Source organism: Aeromonas sp. QDB03, assembly GCF_027707985.1.
In the GTDB taxonomy this organism is placed as follows: Bacteria; Pseudomonadota; Gammaproteobacteria; order Enterobacterales; family Aeromonadaceae; genus Aeromonas; species Aeromonas hydrophila.
On the sequence record NZ_JAPCJG010000021.1, the window covers coordinates 1 to 18,282 of the forward strand.

Consider the following 18,282-nt stretch of genomic DNA (forward strand, 5'->3'; position numbering starts at 1 on the left):
GTAATGCCGGGCGACAACATCAAGATGGTTGTTACCCTGATTGCGCCGATCGCGATGGACGACGGCCTGCGTTTCGCCATCCGTGAAGGTGGCCGTACCGTAGGTGCTGGTGTTGTAGCTAAAGTTATCGCTTAATCTTTGGCTTACATAAATAAAGCAAAGCCCCTATAATAGGGGCTTTCTTATGCAGGGGCGTAGTTCGAATTGGTAGAACAGCGGTCTCCAAAACCGATGGTTGCGGGTTCGAGTCCTGCCGCCCCTGCCATATACCTCGTCTCGTACGGGGCTTTTGTGTCTTTGGTTACGTCAGATACAGGTGGGTTGTATGAGTGTTAGTTCTGAGAGCCAGGGCGGAAGCAAGGATACCCTGCTTTGGGGCCTGGTTTTCATTATCCTGGCGGCCGCTGTAGTGGGTAATTACCTGCTCAACGATGTCGTCGCTGCCGTCCGCGCCCTGGGTGTGGTCGTTGTCATTGCTGCTGCCGGTGCAGTAGCCCTGCAAACCACCAAGGGAAAGGCGACACTGGCATTTGCCCGTGAGTCTCGCCTGGAAGTCCGCAAGGTCGTATGGCCGACCCGCCAGGAAGCCATTCAGACAACCCTGATTGTGCTGGCGGTGACTGCCGTGATGGGGCTGTTGCTGTTCATTCTGGACGGTGCCTTGGTCTGGTTGGTCAACCTGATTACCGGTGTGTAAGGATAAGCCATGACTGAACAACGTGAACAACGTATGAGATGGTATGTGGTGCAGGCGTTTTCTGGCTATGAAGGCCGTGTTGCCAAATCCCTGCGTGAACATATCAAGATGCATGGCATGGAAGACATGTTCGGTGAAGTGCTGGTCCCGACCGAAGAAGTGGTCGAGATGCGCGCTGGCCAGAAGCGCAAGAGTGAGCGCAAGTTTTTCCCGGGCTACGTCCTGGTTCAGATGATCATGGATGAGACCACATGGCACCTGGTACGCAACGTACCGCGCGTCATGGGCTTCATTGGTGGCACCTCTGATCGTCCTGCTCCTATCTCTGATAAAGAAGCGGATGCCATCCTCAATCGTCTGCAAGATGCCCACGACAAGCCGCGTCCGAAAACCCTGTTTGAACCGGGTGAAATGGTGCGGGTTGCCGATGGCCCGTTCGCCGACTTCAACGGTACCGTTGAAGAGGTTGACTACGAAAAGAGCCGCGTGAAGGTCTCCGTTTTGATCTTCGGTCGTTCTACACCGGTAGAGCTGGATTTTGGTCAGGTCGAAAAGGGCTGATTAAACTCTGTTCGTTAACGGTTGTCAGGGGCAGCGAATGTCATTATAATTCGCTGCCCCTTTATTAGTTGGGGAGCCGTTTGCAGGAGCATGTCTCCGAGGCGTTAGAACCCATTTCTGAGGTATTTTTGTAATGGCTAAGAAAGTCACAGCTTATATCAAGCTGCAAGTTAAGGCTGGCAGTGCTAACCCCAGCCCTCCCGTTGGTCCTGCTCTGGGTCAGCACGGTGTGAACATCATGGAATTCTGTAAGGCATTCAACGCCCGTACAGAAAAGCTGGAAAAAGGCTCACCGACTCCGGTCGTGATCACCGTTTACAGCGACCGTTCCTTCACCTTCGAAACCAAGACTCCGCCCGCTTCTTTCCTGCTGAAGAAAGCTGCTGGTATCCAGTCTGGTTCTGCCAAGCCGAACAAAGACAAGGTTGGTAAGGTGACTGTGGCTCAGCTGCAAGAAATCGCCAAGACCAAAGAGCCGGATATGACCGGTGCCGATCTGGATGCAAAAGTACGTTGCATCGCCGGCTCCGCTCGTTCCATGGGCCTGGTAGTGGAGGATTAAGACAATGGCAAAACTTTCCAAGCGTATGCGCGTTATTCGCGAAAAAGTTGACGGTACCAAAGAGTACTCCATCAACGAAGCCATTGCCCTGCTGAAAGAACTGGCTACTGCCAAGTTCGTTGAAAGTGTTGACGTTGCCGTTAACCTGGGTATCGATGCTCGTAAATCCGACCAAAACGTACGTGGTGCAACTGTACTGCCGCACGGTACCGGTCGTGAAGTGCGCGTAGCCGTATTCACCCAAGGTGCCAACGCCGAAGCTGCCAAAGCTGCCGGTGCTGAACTGGTTGGTATGGACGAGCTGGCCGATCTGGTCAAGAAAGGCGAGATGAACTTCGACGTAGTTATCGCATCCCCGGATGCCATGCGCGTTGTTGGTCAGCTGGGTCAAATTCTGGGCCCGCGCGGTCTGATGCCGAACCCGAAAGTTGGTACTGTAACTCCTAACGTTGCCGAAGCTGTCAAGAACGCCAAGGCTGGTCAGGTTCGTTACCGTAATGACAAGAACGGTATCATTCACACCACTCTGGGCAAGGTTTCTTTCAACGAAGTTCAGCTGAAAGAAAACTTGGAAGCTCTGCTGGTTGCCCTGAAAAAGGCCAAGCCGTCTTCCGCCAAGGGTGTATTCATCAAGAAAGTCAGCATCTCCACCACCATGGGTGCCGGTGTTGCCGTAGACCAAGCTTCTCTGGAAGCTCAGGCCTAATTGATGGATTTTACAAGGCGCAAAATTTAATCTATAATTTTGCGCCTTGATTGGTTGGGGGTTTCGACCTCCGTCCAAGACCGCAGGTGGCTGCAAGGCCTTAATCCTTCCTGCGTAGACGGTGCCGGAAACCCAGCGAGAAAGATTTCTTTCTCTTCTGGAATCCTGCTACCGCATCGTTCCCCTCTGTTGTAAAGGTAGGGGGGATGTGTCAGTACTGGGTCAAACTAGACCCGGATTCAATCCAGGAGTTAAGCCAATGGCATTGGGACTCGAAGACAAAAAGGCAATTGTTGCTGAAGTCAACGAAGCTGCCAAAGGCGCTCTTTCTGCAGTTGTAGCCGATTCTCGCGGCGTGACTGTAGAGAAGATGACCAGCCTGCGTAAATCTGCTCGCGAAGCCGGTGTGTACATGCGCGTTGTGCGTAACACCCTGCTGCGTCGCGCAGTTGAAGGTACCGAATTCGGTTGCCTGAACGACGTATTGTCTGGTCCTACCTTGATTGCTTTCTCTAACGAACACCCGGGCGCTGCCGCTCGTCTGTTCAAAGAGTTTGCCAAAGCGAACCAAAAGTTCGAAATCAAGGCTGGCGCTTTTAACGGTGAGTTTATCGCCGCAGCACAAATTGATCGTCTGGCCACGCTGCCGACCTACGACGAAGCAATTGCGAAGTTGATGGCTACCATGAAGGAAGCCTCTGCTGGCAAGCTGGTTCGTACCATCGCTGCTGTGCGTGATCAGAAGCAAGCTGCTGCTTGATTCTCGCCTATTTAGGCTGTTTGAGTTTATTCAACATCAGGAATTTTTGTCATGTCTATCACTAAAGACCAAATTATCGAAGCCGTTGCTTCCATGTCCGTAATGGAAGTTGTTGAGCTGATCGAAGCTATGGAAGAGAAGTTCGGTGTTTCTGCCGCTGTTGCTGTTGCTGCCGGTCCGGCCGCTGAAGCAGTAGAAGAGAAGACCGAGTTCGACGTAGTTCTGACTGCTGCCGGTGCCAACAAAGTTGCCGTCATCAAAGCCGTTCGTGGCGCCACCGGTCTGGGCCTGAAAGAAGCCAAAGACCTGGTAGAAGCTGCTCCGGCTAACCTGAAAGAAGCCGTCTCCAAAGACGAAGCTGAAGCTCTGAAGAAAGAGCTGGAAGCTGCCGGTGCTTCTGTTGAGATCAAATAATCTGCATTTATGTAGATTAGCCTGATAAAACAGGCTAGGGCTGGTGAATTTTTGTTCACCAGCCTTTTTGCGCTGTAGACTGAGAGCATTTCACACCGTTTACGACTCTCGGTGCACCAGCAATCCGGACTGTTTTCATTCGTCCGGGCCAACACAAAACGGTGTTGAGACAGAGCTGTCCCGTGGGACAGAGTGGGTCACTTATCAGCGAGCTGAGGAACCCTATGGTTTACTCTTATACCGAAAAAAAACGCATTCGTAAGGACTTCGGTAAGCGAGACCAGGTACTGGACACGCCTTATCTGTTGTCCATTCAGCTGGACTCCTTCAAGCAGTTCATCGAGGCTGACCCGGAAGGTGAATATGGCCTAGAGGCCGCTTTCCGTAGCGTTTTCCCGATCACCAGTTACTCCGGTAGTGCTGAGCTTCAGTATGTCAGCTATCGCCTGGGTGAGCCGGTATTTGACGTAAAAGAATGCCAGATCCGTGGAGTGACCTACTCCGCGCCGCTGCGTGTCAAGCTTCGTATGGTTCTGTACGACCGTGAAGCAGCTGCCGGCACCGTCAAAGACATCAAGGAACAAGAAGTATACATGGGCGAAATTCCGCTCATGACCGAGAACGGCACCTTTGTTATCAATGGTACCGAGCGGGTAATCGTCTCCCAGCTGCATCGTAGCCCGGGCGTCTTCTTCGACCACGATAAAGGCAAAACACATTCATCCGGTAAGGTGCTGTATAACGCGCGCGTTATTCCCTACCGTGGCTCCTGGCTGGACTTCGAGTTCGATGCGAAAGACAACCTGTTTGTCCGTATCGACCGTCGTCGTAAACTGCCGGCATCCATTATTCTGCGTGCCCTGGATTTCAGTTCCGAACAGATTCTGGCCACCTTCTTCGAGACCATCGGTTTCGAAGTCAAAGATGGCAAGTTGATGATGGATCTGGTGCCGGAGCGCCTGCGTGGTGAAACTGCGACCTTTGACATCGTGGCCAATGGCGCCGTGGTGGTTGAGACCGGTCGTCGAGTGACTGCGCGTCACATCCGTCAGTTGGAAAAAGATTCCGTTACCCAGATTGAGGTACCGGTTGAGTATGTTGTTGGCAAAGTTGCTGCCAAGGACTACGCACATCCGCAAACTGGCGAGATGGTAGTGACTGCCAACCAGGCGCTGAGCCTGGAAGCGGTAGCCAACCTCTCCCAAGCCGGCTTCAAGCACTTCGAGGTTCTGTTCACCAACGAACTGGATCACGGTGCCTACATGTCCGAGACCCTGCGTATCGACTCCAGCTCCAGCCGCCTGGAAGCGCTGGTCGAAATCTATCGCATGATGCGTCCGGGTGAGCCGCCGACTCGTGAAGCCGCAGAACAGCTGTTCGAGAACCTGTTCTTCTCTTCCGAGCGTTACGACCTGTCTACCGTAGGTCGGATGAAGTTCAACCGCCGTCTGGCTCGTGAAGACGAGACCGGCGTGGGTACTCTGACCAAAGACGACATCGTCGATGTGATGAAGCGCCTGATCGACATCCGTAACGGCAATGACGAGGTGGACGATATCGACCACCTGGGCAACCGTCGTATCCGTTCTGTCGGTGAAATGGCTGAAAACCAGTTCCGCGTCGGTCTGGTGCGTGTCGAGCGTGCGGTCAAGGAGCGTCTCTCCCTGGGCGACCTGGACACCCTGATGCCGCAGGATCTGATCAACGCCAAGCCGATCTCCGCCGCAGTCAAAGAGTTCTTTGGTTCCAGCCAACTGTCCCAGTTCATGGACCAGAACAACCCGCTGTCCGAAGTGACCCACAAGCGCCGTATCTCTGCGCTGGGCCCGGGCGGTTTGACTCGTGAGCGTGCCGGCTTTGAAGTTCGAGACGTACACCCGACCCACTACGGTCGTCTGTGCCCCATCGAAACGCCTGAAGGTCCGAACATCGGTCTGATCAACTCTCTGTCCGTGTACTCTCGTACCAACGAGTACGGTTTCCTCGAGACCCCGTACCGCAAGGTCATTGACGGTGTGATCACCGACGAAGTGGACTATCTGTCTGCTATTGAAGAAGGCAAGTACGTGATCGCACAGGCTAACGCCGCGACCACCGAAGATGGCCGTCTGAAAGATGAATTGATCCCGTGCCGTCACAAAGGTGAATCCACCTTTATGAACGCCGACCAGATCCAGTATATGGACGTGAGCCCGCAGCAGATCGTATCTGTGGCAGCGGCCCTGATCCCATTCCTGGAACACGATGACGCGAACCGCGCATTGATGGGTTCAAACATGCAACGTCAGGCTGTACCGACTCTGCGCGCCGACAAGCCGCTGGTTGGTACCGGTATGGAACGCGCTGTGGCCGTTGACTCCGGTGTTACCGTAGTGGCCAAGCGTGGCGGCATGATCGACTACGTCGATGCCTCCCGTATCGTTATCAAGGTCAACGAAGATGAGCTGCTGCCTGGCGAAGCTGGCATCGACATCTACAGCCTGACCAAATACACCCGTTCCAACCAGAACACCTGTATCAACCAGCGTCCGTGTGTGATGTTGGGTGAGCCGGTGATGGCGGGCGACGTGCTGGCTGACGGCCCGTCCACCGACCTGGGTGAACTGGCGCTGGGTCAGAACCTGCGCGTCGCGTTCATGCCGTGGAACGGTTACAACTTCGAAGACTCGATCCTGGTGAACGAGCGTGTTGTTCAGGAAGATCGCCTGACCACCATTCACATCCAGGAACTGGCCTGTATCTCCCGTGACACCAAGCTGGGTCCGGAAGAGATCACTGCTGACATCCCGAACGTGGGTGAAGCCGCTCTGTCCAAGCTGGACGAGTCCGGTATCGTCTACGTGGGTGCTGAAGTGAAGGGCGGCGACATTCTGGTCGGTAAGGTAACGCCGAAAGGTGAAACCCAGCTGACTCCGGAAGAGAAGCTGCTGCGCGCCATCTTCGGTGAGAAGGCGTCCGATGTGAAGGACTCCTCCCTGCGTGTGCCGAACGGTGTGTACGGTACCGTGGTTGACGTGCAGGTCTTTACCCGCGATGGCGTGGAAAAAGACAAGCGCGCCAAAGAAATCGAAGAGATGCAGTTGAAGGAAGCGAAGAAGGACTTGACCGAAGAGTTCAAGATCCTGGAAGACGGCATTTTCGGCCGCTCCCGCAACCTGCTGCTGGCCGCCGGTTACAGCGAAGACCGTCTGAACAAGCTCGATCGCTCCAAATGGTTTGAATTGGCCATCGAAGATGAAGCCAAGCAAATCGAGCTGGAACAGATCGCTGAACAGCACGTTGAGCTGAAGGCCGAGTTCGACAAGAAATTCGAGAACAAGCGTCGCAAGATCATCCAGGGCGATGACCTGGCGCCGGGCGTACTGAAGATCGTCAAGGTCTATCTGGCCGTCAAGCGTCGCATCCAGCCGGGTGACAAGATGGCGGGTCGTCACGGTAACAAGGGTGTTATCTCCAAGATCTGTCCGGTCGAGGATATGCCCCATGACGAGTACGGCCGTCCGGTCGACATCGTTCTGAACCCGTTGGGCGTACCGTCCCGTATGAACATCGGTCAGATCCTCGAAGTGCACTTGGGCCTCGCGGCCAAGGGCATCGGCGAGAAGATCGACCGCATGGTCAAGGAACAGCGCGAACTGCACGAGATGCGTGACTTCCTGCAACAGGTCTATGACCTGGGCGAGAAAGACACCCAGCAAGTGAACGTGGCCGAGCTGTCCGACGACGACGTACGTACCCTGGTCGGTAACCTGCGCAAGGGTCTGCCGGTAGCAACGCCGGTCTTTGATGGCGCCAAAGAGCGTGAAATCAAGGCCCTGCTGAAGCTGGCCGACCTGCCGGAATCCGGTCAGATCGCCCTGTTCGACGGTCGTACCGGTAACGCCTTCGAGCGTAAGGTCACCGTGGGTTACATGTACATGCTGAAGCTGAACCACCTGGTAGACGACAAGATGCACGCGCGTTCTACCGGTTCTTACAGCCTGGTTACCCAGCAGCCGCTGGGTGGTAAGGCACAGTTCGGTGGTCAGCGTTTCGGTGAGATGGAAGTGTGGGCCCTGGAGGCTTACGGTGCGGCATATACCCTGCAGGAGATGCTGACCGTCAAGTCTGACGATGTGAACGGCCGTACCAAGATGTACAAGAACATCGTGGATGGCGACCACCGTATGGAGCCGGGCATGCCCGAATCCTTCAACGTATTGCTGAAGGAAATCCGCTCTCTGGGTATCAACATCGAGCTGGACGAAGAGTAAGAGCTCGCTCTTATTGTTCGAGAATTGACGTGGGCGCCCCGCTGTTTCGGCAGTAGGGGCGCCGAGGTTAGACTCCTGACAGGGGAAACACGTGAAAGACTTACTCAAGTTTTTGAAGGCTCAGACCAAGACCGAAGAGTTTGACAGTATCAAGATCGGTCTGGCCTCTCCTGACATGATCCGCTCATGGTCATTCGGTGAGGTCAAAAAGCCTGAGACCATCAACTACCGGACTTTCAAGCCGGAACGTGATGGTCTGTTCTGCGCCCGTATCTTCGGACCGGTGAAGGACTACGAGTGTCTGTGCGGCAAGTATAAGCGCCTGAAACACCGTGGTGTGATCTGTGAGAAGTGCGGCGTAGAAGTGACCCAGACCAAGGTCCGTCGTGAGCGTATGGGCCACATCGAGCTGGCCAGCCCGACTGCCCATATCTGGTTCCTGAAGTCCCTGCCGTCCCGTATCGGTCTGCTGCTGGACATGACCCTGCGTGACATCGAGCGCGTGCTGTATTTCGAATCCTATGTAGTGATCGAACCCGGCATGACCAACCTCGAGCGCAGCCAGATGCTGTCCGAAGAGCAGTACCTGGACGCACTGGAAGAGTGGGGCGACGAATTCGACGCCAAGATGGGTGCCGAAGCAATCCTGGCATTGCTGCGCGCCATCGATCTGGAAGGCGAAGTGCGCACCATGCGCGAAGAGCTGGATCAGACCAACTCCGAGACCAAGCGCAAGAAGACCACCAAGCGCCTGAAGCTGATGGAAGCCTTCCTGCAGTCCGGCAACAAGCCGGAGTGGATGATCATGACAGTGCTGCCTGTGCTGCCGCCGGACCTGCGTCCGCTGGTACCGCTGGACGGTGGCCGTTTCGCGACCTCCGATCTGAACGATCTGTACCGTCGCGTGATCAACCGTAACAACCGCTTGAAGCGCCTGCTGGACCTGGCTGCTCCGGACATCATCGTGCGCAACGAAAAGCGCATGCTGCAAGAGTCCGTCGATGCCCTGCTGGACAACGGCCGTCGTGGTCGTGCCATCACCGGCTCCAACAAGCGCCCGCTGAAATCCTTGGCCGACATGATCAAGGGTAAGCAAGGTCGTTTCCGTCAGAACCTGCTCGGTAAGCGTGTCGACTACTCCGGTCGTTCCGTTATCACCGTAGGTCCGACTCTGCGTCTGCATCAGTGCGGTCTGCCGAAGAAGATGGCGCTGGAGCTGTTCAAGCCCTTCATCTATGGCAAGCTGGAATCCCGCGGTCTGGCGACCACCATCAAGGCCGCCAAGAAGATGGTGGAGCGCGAAGAAGCTGTCGTTTGGGACATCCTGGACGAAGTGATCCGCGAACACCCGGTGCTGCTGAACCGTGCACCGACCCTGCACCGTCTGGGTATCCAGGCGTTTGAACCGACCCTGATCGAAGGCAAGGCCATCCAGCTGCACCCGCTCGTCTGTGCCGCCTATAACGCGGACTTCGACGGTGACCAGATGGCGGTCCACGTACCGCTGACCCTGGAAGCCCAGCTGGAAGCGCGCGCGCTGATGATGTCCACCAACAACATCCTGTCGCCTGCCTCCGGTGAGCCGATCATCGTTCCGTCTCAGGACGTGGTCTTGGGTCTGTACTACATGACCCGCGCCCGTATCAACGCCAAGGGCGAAGGTATGGTGCTGTCCGGCCCGAAAGAAGCCGAGAAGGTATACCGCGCCGGTCTGGCCGATCTGCATGCTCGCGTGAAAGTTCGCATCACCGAATACCTGCGTCAGGAAGACGGTTCGCTGCGTGCTCACACCGAGATGAAGAACACCACCGTTGGTCGTGCGATCCTGAGCCTGATCCTGCCGAAAGGCATGGAATACGCGCTGATCGACGAGCCGAAGGTGCTGACTGCTGCAGAGCAGGCTGACCTGGATGCCAACCCGCAGAACTGGATCAAATCCGTATCCAACAAGGCGCTGGGCAAAAAGCTCATCTCCCGTCTGCTGAACACCTGCTATCGCAAGCAGGGCCTGAAGGACACCGTCATCTTCGCTGACCAGCTGATGTATACCGGTTTCCACTATGCGGCCCTGTCCGGTGCTTCCGTTGGTATCGATGACATGGTCATCCCGGATGCCAAGAAAGACATCATCGCCGCTGCAGAAGCCGAAGTTGCCGAGATCCAGGACCAGTTCCTGTCCGGTCTGGTGACCGCGGGCGAACGCTACAACAAGGTTATCGATATCTGGGCCAGCGCCAACGAGCGCGTCTCCAAGGCCATGATGGAGAACTTGTCCAAAGAGCGTAACGTCAACTCGCTGGGTGAAGAAGAAGAGCAAGCCTCGTTCAACAGCATCTTCATGATGGCCGACTCTGGTGCGCGGGGTTCCGCAGCCCAGATCCGTCAGCTGGCCGGTATGCGTGGCCTGATGGCCAAGCCGGATGGCTCCATCATCGAGACCCCGATCGTCGCGAACTTCCGCGAAGGTCTGAACGTACTGCAGTACTTCATCTCCACTCACGGTGCTCGTAAGGGTCTGGCGGATACCGCACTGAAGACTGCGAACTCCGGTTACCTGACTCGTCGCCTGGTTGACGTGGCACAGGACATGGTGATCACCGAGGACGATTGCGGCACTACCGAAGGTCTGTGGATGACTCCGCTGATCGAAGGTGGCGACGTGGTCGAACCGCTGCGTGAGCGCGTGCTGGGCCGTGTGGTTGCCGATGACGTGATCAAGCCGGGTACTGAAGACGAAGTGCTGGTAGCACGCAACACCCTGCTCGACGAGCAGCTGTGTGACCTGCTGGAGCGCAACTCCGTTGACCGCGTGAAGGTACGTTCTGCCATCACCTGTGAGACCGACTTCGGTAACTGTGCTCACTGCTACGGCCGTGATCTGGCTCGTGGTCATCTGGTTAACAAGGGTGAGGCTGTCGGTGTTATCGCCGCCCAGTCCATCGGTGAACCGGGTACCCAGCTGACGATGCGTACCTTCCACATCGGTGGTGCCGCATCCCGTGCCGCTGCCGAGAGCAGCATCCAGGTCAAGAACACCGGTAGCATCAAGCTGCAGAACGCCAAGTTCGTTCACAACAGTGACGACAAACTGGTTATCACCTCCCGTTCTACCGAACTGACCATCATGGACGAGATGGGCCGTACCAAGGAAAGCCACAAGCTGCCTTACGGTTCCGTGCTGGAAGTGAAAGATGGCCAGGCCGTGAACGCCGGTGAAACCGTCGCCAACTGGGATCCGCACACTCACCCGATCATCACCGAAGTAGCGGGTCGTCTGCACTTCGAACACATGATCGATGGCGTGACCATTACTCGTCAGACCGACGAGCTGACTGGTCTCTCCTCCATCGTCGTGCTGGATGTCAACGAGCGTCCGAGCGCCGGTAAAGAGATGCGTCCGACCGTGAAACTGGTCGACCTGAACGGCAAGGACGTGATGATCCCGGGTACCGATGTAGCCGCCCAGTACTTCCTGCCGGGCAAGGCGATCGTGAACCTGGAAGATGGTGCCAACGTGGGTGTGGGTGACGCGGTAGCGCGTATCCCGCAAGAGTCCGGCGGTACCAAGGACATCACCGGTGGTCTGCCGCGCGTTGCGGATCTGTTCGAAGCACGTCAACCGAAGGAACCGGCAATTCTGGCCGAGATCTCCGGTACCATCTCCTTCGGGAAAGAGACCAAGGGCAAACGCCGTCTGGTCATCACCCCGACCGATGGTGGCGATGTCTACGAGGAGATGATTCCGAAGTGGCGTAACCTGAACGTGTTCGAAGGTGAAAAAGTTGAGAAGGGTGAAGTGCTGGCAGACGGTCCTGAGTCTGCTCACGACATTCTGCGTCTGCGCGGTATCAGCCCGGTCGCCAACTACATCGCCAATGAAGTGCAGGACGTTTACCGTCTGCAAGGCGTTAAGATCAACGACAAGCACATCGAAGTCATCGTGCGTCAGATGCTGCGCAAGTGCGAGATCCTGAGCGCTGGCGACACCGACCTGATCGAAGGCGAACAGGTTGAAGTGGCTCGCGTGAAGATTGCCAACCGTAAGCTGGTTGCTGAGGGCAAGACCCCGGCCACCTTCCGTCACATCCTGATGGGTATTACCAAGGCATCTCTGAGCACCGAGTCCTTCATCTCCGCGGCTTCCTTCCAGGAAACCACCCGAGTTCTGACCGAAGCGGCCGTTGGCGGCAAGCGTGACGAACTGCGTGGTCTGAAAGAGAACGTAATCGTGGGTCGTCTGATCCCGGCTGGTACTGGCTTTGCCTACCACCACGGCCGGATCAACCAGCGTGCCGCCGCAGCTCGTGCTGTTGGTGTGCCGCAGGTAACTGCCGATGAAGCCCAGCAAAACCTGGCGGATCTGCTCAACGCAGCCGGCAGTTTTGACGAAGAGTAATCTTCCGCTGTAGCGATTGAAAAGGGCCCCTTCATGGGGCCCTTTTTTATTGTCGATTTTCTCGTCAAAGCCAGACGCCACGCGGATATTCGGATGATCCAGAGCAAGGTTGCAGAGTAAAAAATCAAAAAAAGTTGACATTGACTCCTCGCGACTGAAAACTCGGGAAAGTTGAATGGGTATTACAGGGGTAGAACATGACTGTCGGTATCGAGGAAGTGATGCTTCCCGAAGAGCAGCTGATCGGTCGCACTTTTACAGACGAAGACAGGGAATTGTTGCGCTCATACGATGGGCTGATCGATGGCTTGGCCGAGTTGTTCGGCAAGCACTGTGAAGTGGTGCTTCACTCCCTGGAAAATCTGCACGAGTCCGTGATCAAGATTGCCAACGGGTTCAATACGGGACGGAATGAGGGGGCCCCCATTACCGATCTCGCGCTGCGTATGCTCAAGGACATCGAGAATACCGGCCAGGATTACACCCAGAGCTATTTTGCTCGCAGCCGTACCGGTGCCCTGATGAAGTCGAGTACCATCGCCATCAGGAACAGCGACAAGCAGGTGATCGGCCTCATCTGTATCAACCTGCACATCAACGCGCCTTTTCACGAGTTCGTCGCCGAATTTTTCCCGACGCCGCAACAAGTCGAGCGTCAGTCGCCGGAGACCTTTGCCAACAGTGTGGAAGAGCTGGTTGCCCAGACGGTGGACAATACCATCGACGAGATCAACCGCGATCCGACCGTTGCCAACAATGCTAAAAACAGGTTTATCGTGACCCAGCTGTTCGAGAAGGGCATATTTGATATCAAGGACTCGATCAACCTGGTCGCCGACAAGCTGAACATTTCCAAACATACCGTTTATCTGTACATCCGACAGCGCAAGCAGGGTGAAGACGAAAACGAGTAAGCGCCATAGAAGGGGATAGACAAGAATGGCTAAAGAAGTTATTGCAACCGACAAGGCTCCTGCCGCAATTGGCCCGTATGTTCAGGCCACCAAACTGGGCGAGCTGGTCTTCACCTCCGGGCAGATCCCGCTCGATCCGGCCACCATGGAGATAGTGGCTGGCGGTATCGAAGCGCAGGCCGAGCAGGTGATGAAGAACCTGGTTGCAGTATTGAAGGAAGCGGGAGCCGATACCGGCAAGGTGCTGAAGACCACCTGCTTCCTCAGCGACATGAACAACTTTGTTGCCTTCAACCAGGTTTATGCCCGTTACTTCGGTGACGCCGCTCCTGCCCGCTCCTGCGTGGAAGTGGCGCGTCTGCCGAAGGATGTGCTGGTTGAAGTCGAAGCCATCGCTTACGTCTGATCCAAGGCTGCACGAAGAGCCCCTCCCAGGAGGGGCTTTTTTGTGTTTGGCGTAGAATGGACGAACACATGCGCAGGAGTCCGGATATGAGTCTGAATTTTGCCCTGCTGGTAACGGGGCCCGCCTATGGTACCCAATCGGCCAGCACCGCCTATCGCTTTGCCTTGAGCCTCATCGAGCAGGGCCATCGCTTGTCTCACCTGTTCTTCTACCAGGATGGGGTCTGCAACGGCAACGGGCTGCATGCTCCAGCCTCCGATGAGAGCAACCTGGTCGCCCTGTGGCGTGAACTGGCCAACCAGCAAGGGATCCGTATCGATGTGTGCGTCGCTGCCGCCATGCGGCGCGGTGTGCTGGATGAGCAGGAGGCCAAGGGGCTGGGCAGGGCACACTTCAACCTGGAGCCGCCATTTTGCCTGAGCGGTCTGGGTCAGCTGGCGGAGGCCAGCCTGACCGCCGATCGATTCGTCCAGTTTTAGGAGGCTGCGATGCACAAGATAGCGTTTATTTGCCGGCGTGGGCCGCACGGTACCGCCGCCGGGCGGGAAGGTCTGGATGCCCTGTTGGCCACTTCGGCCATGACCGAGTCGCTGGCCCTGTTCCTCATCGGGGATGGCGTGCTGCAGCTGCTCAGGGAGCAGCAGCCGCAGGCCATCTTGCAGCGTCACTATGCGCCGACCTTCAAACTGCTCGAGCTCTACGACATCGAGGAGGTCTATGTGTGCACCGACTCGCTGGCAGAGCGTGGCCTGACGGTGGCGGATCTGCTGATCCCCGTGACCTGCCTGTCCCGCACCGACATCCGGCACCAGTGGGATGCCTGTGCGACCCACATCTGCTTTTGAGGTGACCATGATACAGCTGATATTGACCTCTCCCTTCCAGAGCCAGGACCTGGAACAGGCGCTGACTTATCGCCAGCCGGAGGATGTGCTGGTACTGATACAGGATGCCGTCGTCGCTGCCACGGCCCCTCAGTGGTGTGCACGGTTGGCCGGAGTGCCGCTCTATGTCATGCGGGAAGACCTGCAGGCGAGGGGATTGCAACAACGGATCGGGTTGGATCTGGACATGGCCGGCTTGGTGGCTCTGATCGCGGAAAAAGGCTCGCCGCAGACCTGGGCTGGCTGACCGCCAGTTTTATATAATTATTTCAGCCTGTTAGCGATATTTGCCAAGGCCTCTTCACTGCCTTTCCTGGCTCGGATTGTATAAATCTTGACTCCCTTGACAACAGGGCATAAAATTTCGCGTCCCCGTATCTGCGGGGAGGATTTTTCACATGTTTATGAAGTCATTATCAGGAGCCTTTTGATGGCAACTATTAACCAGTTGGTTCGCAAGCCACGCATCAAGCTCGTTGTGAAAAGCAACGTGCCGGCGCTGGAAGCGTGCCCTCAGAAGCGTGGCGTGTGCACCCGTGTATACACCACCACCCCGAAGAAGCCTAACTCTGCACTGCGTAAAGTATGCCGTGTACGTCTGACCAACGGCTTCGAAGTCACCTCCTACATCGGCGGTGAAGGTCACAACCTGCAAGAGCACTCTGTTGTTCTGATCCGTGGCGGTCGTGTAAAAGACTTGCCAGGTGTTCGTTATCACACCGTTCGTGGTGCGTTGGACTGTGCCGGTGTTAAAGACCGTAAGCAGGCTCGCTCCAAGTATGGCGTGAAGCGTCCGAAAGCTTAATGGTTCTCCGTTAAGTAAGGCCAAACGTTAATTCGTTTCTAGTTAGATAACTTTCTAGTTTTGGGTAACCCCTGAAGTTACGGAGAATTTGAAATGCCAAGACGTCGTGTTGTTGGTCAGCGTAAAATCCTGCCGGATCCCAAGTTCGGATCAGAGCTGCTGGCTAAATTTGTCAACGTAGTAATGGTTGACGGTAAGAAATCTGTTTCCGAAGCCATCGTATATGGCGCGCTGGACATCATTGCCACCAAGACTGGCAAAGAGCACCTGGCCGTATTCGAAGAAGCCCTGGACAACATTCGTCCGGCCGTCGAGGTTAAATCTCGTCGTGTCGGTGGTGCAACCTATCAGGTACCGGTAGAAGTTCGTCCGGTTCGCCGCAATGCCCTGGCAATGCGCTGGTTGGTTGATGCCGCTCGTAAACGTGGTGAAAAATCAATGGCTCAGCGTTTGGCTGGCGAGCTGCTGGATGCCGCTGACAATAAGGGTTCGTCTGTCAAGAAACGTGAAGACGTACACCGTATGGCTGAAGCGAACAAGGCTTTCGCTCACTTCCGCTGGTAATCCGCTTGCGCAGGGTCTTTTGGCTCTGCGCACCTTTAATTATCTGGGGACAAGTGCCCTAGTAAGAGGATGACAATGGCTCGTACAACCCCCATTGAGCGTTATCGTAATATCGGTATCTCCGCTCACATCGACGCCGGTAAGACTACTACTACCGAGCGCGTTCTGTTTTACACCGGTGTAAGTCACAAGATCGGTGAAGTTCACGATGGCGCCGCCACCATGGACTGGATGGAACAGGAACAAGAGCGTGGTATCACCATCACCTCCGCCGCGACCACCGCTTTCTGGTCCGGTATGGGCAAACAGTTCCAACCGCACCGTATCAACATCATCGATACCCCGGGCCACGTTGACTTTACTATCGAAGTAGAGCGTTCCATGCGTGTTCTGGACGGCGCCGTGATGGTGTACTGTGCCGTAGGTGGCGTACAGCCACAGTCTGAAACCGTATGGCGTCAGGCTAACAAGTACAAGGTTCCCCGTATCGCGTTCGTCAACAAGATGGACCGTACCGGTGCCAACTTCCTGCGCTGCGTTGAGCACATCAAGACCCGTCTGAAAGGTAACCCGGTTCCGCTGCAACTGAACATCGGTTCAGAAGAGAACTTCAAGGGCGTTATCGACCTGGTCAAGATGAAAGCCATCAACTGGAGCGAAGCTGACCAGGGCGTATCCTTCGATTACGAAGACGTCCCGGCTGAGCTGCTGGAAAAAGCGCAAGAAATGCGCATGACCCTGGTTGAAGCCGCTGCTGAAGCGTCTGAAGACCTGATGGAAAAATACCTGGGTGGTGAAGAACTGACCGAGGAAGAGATCAAGAAAGCTCTTCGTCAGCGTGTTCTGAACAACGAAATCATCCTGGTGACCTGTGGCTCCGCGTTCAAGAACAAGGGCGTACAGGCCATGCTGGATGCTGTGGTTGACTATCTGCCGGCGCCGACCGACGTAGCAGCCATCGACGGTCTGAAGCTGGATGGCGAGACCAAAGACGAGCGTCATGCTTCTGATGACGAGCCGTTCGCTGCTCTGGCATTCAAGATTGCTACCGACCCGTTCGTAGGCAACCTGACCTTCTTCCGCGTTTACTCCGGTGTGGTTAACTCCGGTGACTCCGTGCTGAACTCCGTTAAAGAGAAGCGCGAGCGTTTTGGCCGTATCGTTCAGATGCACGCCAACAAGCGTGAAGAGATCAAAGAAGTTCGCGCAGGCGACATCGCTGCCGCCATCGGTCTGAAAGACGTGACCACCGGTGACACCCTGTGTGACGAAAAAGCGCCGATCATCCTCGAGCGTATGGAATTCCCGGAACCGGTAATCTCCATCGCAGTTGAGCCGAAAACCAAGGCTGACCAAGAGAAGATGGGCCTGGCTCTGGGCCGTCTGGCTCAGGAAGACCCGTCCTTCCGCGTATGGACTGACGAAGAGTCTGGCCAAACCATCATCGCCGGTATGGGTGAGCTGCACCTGGACATCATCGTTGACCGTATGCGTCGCGAGTTCAAGGTAGAAGCGAACGTAGGTAAGCCGCAGGTTGCCTACCGTGAAACCATTCGTAACACCGTCAAGGATATCGAAGGTAAGCACGCCAAGCAGTCTGGTGGTCGTGGTCAGTACGGTCACGTTGTGATCGACATGTACCCGCTGGAAGAAGGCAAAGCCTACGAATTCGTCAACGACATCAAGGGCGGCGTCATTCCTGGTGAGTTCATCCCGGGTGTTGACAAGGGTATCCGCGAGCAGCTGAAGTCCGGCCCGCTGGCAGGTTATCCGGTAATGGATCTGGGTGTGCGTCTGCACTTCGGTTCCTACCACGATGTCGACTCTTCCGAACTGGCGTTCAAGATCGCTGCTTCCATGGCCTTTAAGGCTGGCTTCATGAAGGCCAACCCGGTTCTGCTCGAACCGATCATGAAAGTAGAAGTCGAGACTCCGGAAGACTACATGGGCGACGTGATCGGTGACCTGAACCGTCGTCGTGGCCTGATCGAAGGCATGGAAGATGGCCCGTCCGGCAAGATCGTTCGTGCCCTGGTGCCGCTGGCCGAGATGTTCGGTTACGCTACCGCCCTGCGTTCTGCTACCCAGGGTCGTGCTTCCTACGCCATGGAATTCGCCAAGTATCACGATGCCCCGACCAACGTCGCCCAGGCCGTGATCGAAGAGCGCAAATCCAAGTAATTTAAGATTCCCCGCCTACGACGGTAGGCGGGTTTAACCTAGAAGGACTACGTCGTGTCTAAAGAAAAATTTGAGCGTAATAAACCGCACGTAAACGTCGGCACCATCGGCCACGTTGACCACGGTAAAACCACCCTGACTGCCGCTATCACCAACGTGCTGGCCAAGCACTTCGGTGG

At 55.8% G+C, this 18,282-nt stretch carries 17 protein-coding genes, 1 tRNA gene and 1 pseudogene; all 19 read left to right on the forward strand.

The window, feature by feature from the left end; translation table 11 throughout:
- Positions 1-135: pseudogene (gene tuf / locus PG900_RS22725) on the forward strand (elongation factor Tu); the annotation flags it as partial.
- 53 nt (positions 136-188) lie between these two features.
- Positions 189-265: transfer RNA gene (locus PG900_RS22730), tRNA-Trp, on the forward strand.
- Positions 266-325: 60 nt separating this feature from the next.
- Positions 326-697, forward strand: a complete 372-nt coding sequence (gene secE / locus PG900_RS22735) for a preprotein translocase subunit SecE (RefSeq protein WP_011707705.1) — start codon at positions 326-328, stop codon at positions 695-697.
- 9 nt (positions 698-706) lie between these two features.
- Positions 707-1,258: a transcription termination/antitermination protein NusG gene (nusG, locus tag PG900_RS22740; protein ID WP_005306318.1), complete on the forward strand. Its 552-nt coding sequence runs from the start codon at positions 707-709 to the stop codon at positions 1,256-1,258.
- A gap of 133 nt (positions 1,259-1,391) precedes the next feature.
- Positions 1,392-1,820, forward strand: coding sequence for a 50S ribosomal protein L11 (rplK, locus tag PG900_RS22745; protein ID WP_016352267.1), 429 nt, complete (start codon positions 1,392-1,394; stop codon positions 1,818-1,820).
- Between the two features lie 4 nt (positions 1,821-1,824).
- Complete coding sequence (gene rplA / locus PG900_RS22750) at positions 1,825-2,526, forward strand: 50S ribosomal protein L1 (RefSeq protein ID WP_016352266.1); 702 nt, start codon at positions 1,825-1,827, stop codon at positions 2,524-2,526.
- Positions 2,527-2,785: 259 nt separating this feature from the next.
- Positions 2,786-3,286, forward strand: a complete 501-nt coding sequence (gene rplJ, locus PG900_RS22755; RefSeq protein ID WP_016352265.1) for a 50S ribosomal protein L10 — start codon at positions 2,786-2,788, stop codon at positions 3,284-3,286.
- A 51-nt stretch (positions 3,287-3,337) separates the two neighbouring features.
- Positions 3,338-3,700 carry a 50S ribosomal protein L7/L12 gene (rplL, locus tag PG900_RS22760; RefSeq protein WP_005341840.1) on the forward strand — a complete coding sequence of 121 codons (363 nt, stop codon included), beginning with the start codon at positions 3,338-3,340 and terminating at the stop codon, positions 3,698-3,700.
- Between the two features lie 224 nt (positions 3,701-3,924).
- Positions 3,925-7,953, forward strand: coding sequence for a DNA-directed RNA polymerase subunit beta (rpoB, locus tag PG900_RS22765; protein ID WP_010635847.1), 4,029 nt, complete (start codon positions 3,925-3,927; stop codon positions 7,951-7,953).
- A gap of 91 nt (positions 7,954-8,044) precedes the next feature.
- Positions 8,045-12,349 carry a DNA-directed RNA polymerase subunit beta' gene (gene rpoC, locus PG900_RS22770; protein WP_011707700.1) on the forward strand — a complete coding sequence of 1,435 codons (4,305 nt, stop codon included), beginning with the start codon at positions 8,045-8,047 and terminating at the stop codon, positions 12,347-12,349.
- A gap of 197 nt (positions 12,350-12,546) precedes the next feature.
- The gene (locus PG900_RS22775; protein ID WP_005306294.1) at positions 12,547-13,263 is read left to right on the forward strand and encodes a helix-turn-helix transcriptional regulator; all 717 of its coding nucleotides are present in this window, start codon (positions 12,547-12,549) and stop codon (positions 13,261-13,263) included.
- A gap of 25 nt (positions 13,264-13,288) precedes the next feature.
- Positions 13,289-13,669, forward strand: coding sequence for a RidA family protein (locus PG900_RS22780; RefSeq protein WP_011707699.1), 381 nt, complete (start codon positions 13,289-13,291; stop codon positions 13,667-13,669).
- An 86-nt stretch (positions 13,670-13,755) separates the two neighbouring features.
- Complete coding sequence (gene tusD, locus PG900_RS22785; protein ID WP_016352263.1) at positions 13,756-14,148, forward strand: sulfurtransferase complex subunit TusD; 393 nt, start codon at positions 13,756-13,758, stop codon at positions 14,146-14,148.
- Positions 14,149-14,157: 9 nt separating this feature from the next.
- Positions 14,158-14,514, forward strand: coding sequence for a sulfurtransferase complex subunit TusC (tusC, locus tag PG900_RS22790; protein WP_139704920.1), 357 nt, complete (start codon positions 14,158-14,160; stop codon positions 14,512-14,514).
- A gap of 7 nt (positions 14,515-14,521) precedes the next feature.
- Complete coding sequence (gene tusB, locus PG900_RS22795; protein ID WP_180345307.1) at positions 14,522-14,800, forward strand: sulfurtransferase complex subunit TusB; 279 nt, start codon at positions 14,522-14,524, stop codon at positions 14,798-14,800.
- 183 nt (positions 14,801-14,983) lie between these two features.
- Positions 14,984-15,358 carry a 30S ribosomal protein S12 gene (gene rpsL, locus PG900_RS22800; RefSeq protein WP_005306278.1) on the forward strand — a complete coding sequence of 125 codons (375 nt, stop codon included), beginning with the start codon at positions 14,984-14,986 and terminating at the stop codon, positions 15,356-15,358.
- 93 nt (positions 15,359-15,451) lie between these two features.
- A complete protein-coding gene (rpsG, locus tag PG900_RS22805; protein WP_005306266.1) occupies positions 15,452-15,922 on the forward strand; it encodes a 30S ribosomal protein S7 in 471 nt (156 codons plus the stop codon).
- Between the two features lie 75 nt (positions 15,923-15,997).
- Positions 15,998-18,103 carry an elongation factor G gene (fusA, locus tag PG900_RS22810; protein ID WP_011707695.1) on the forward strand — a complete coding sequence of 702 codons (2,106 nt, stop codon included), beginning with the start codon at positions 15,998-16,000 and terminating at the stop codon, positions 18,101-18,103.
- 54 nt (positions 18,104-18,157) lie between these two features.
- The coding region (locus PG900_RS22815; protein WP_234887766.1) for a GTP-binding protein at positions 18,158-18,282 on the forward strand (125 nt) is incomplete at its 3' end.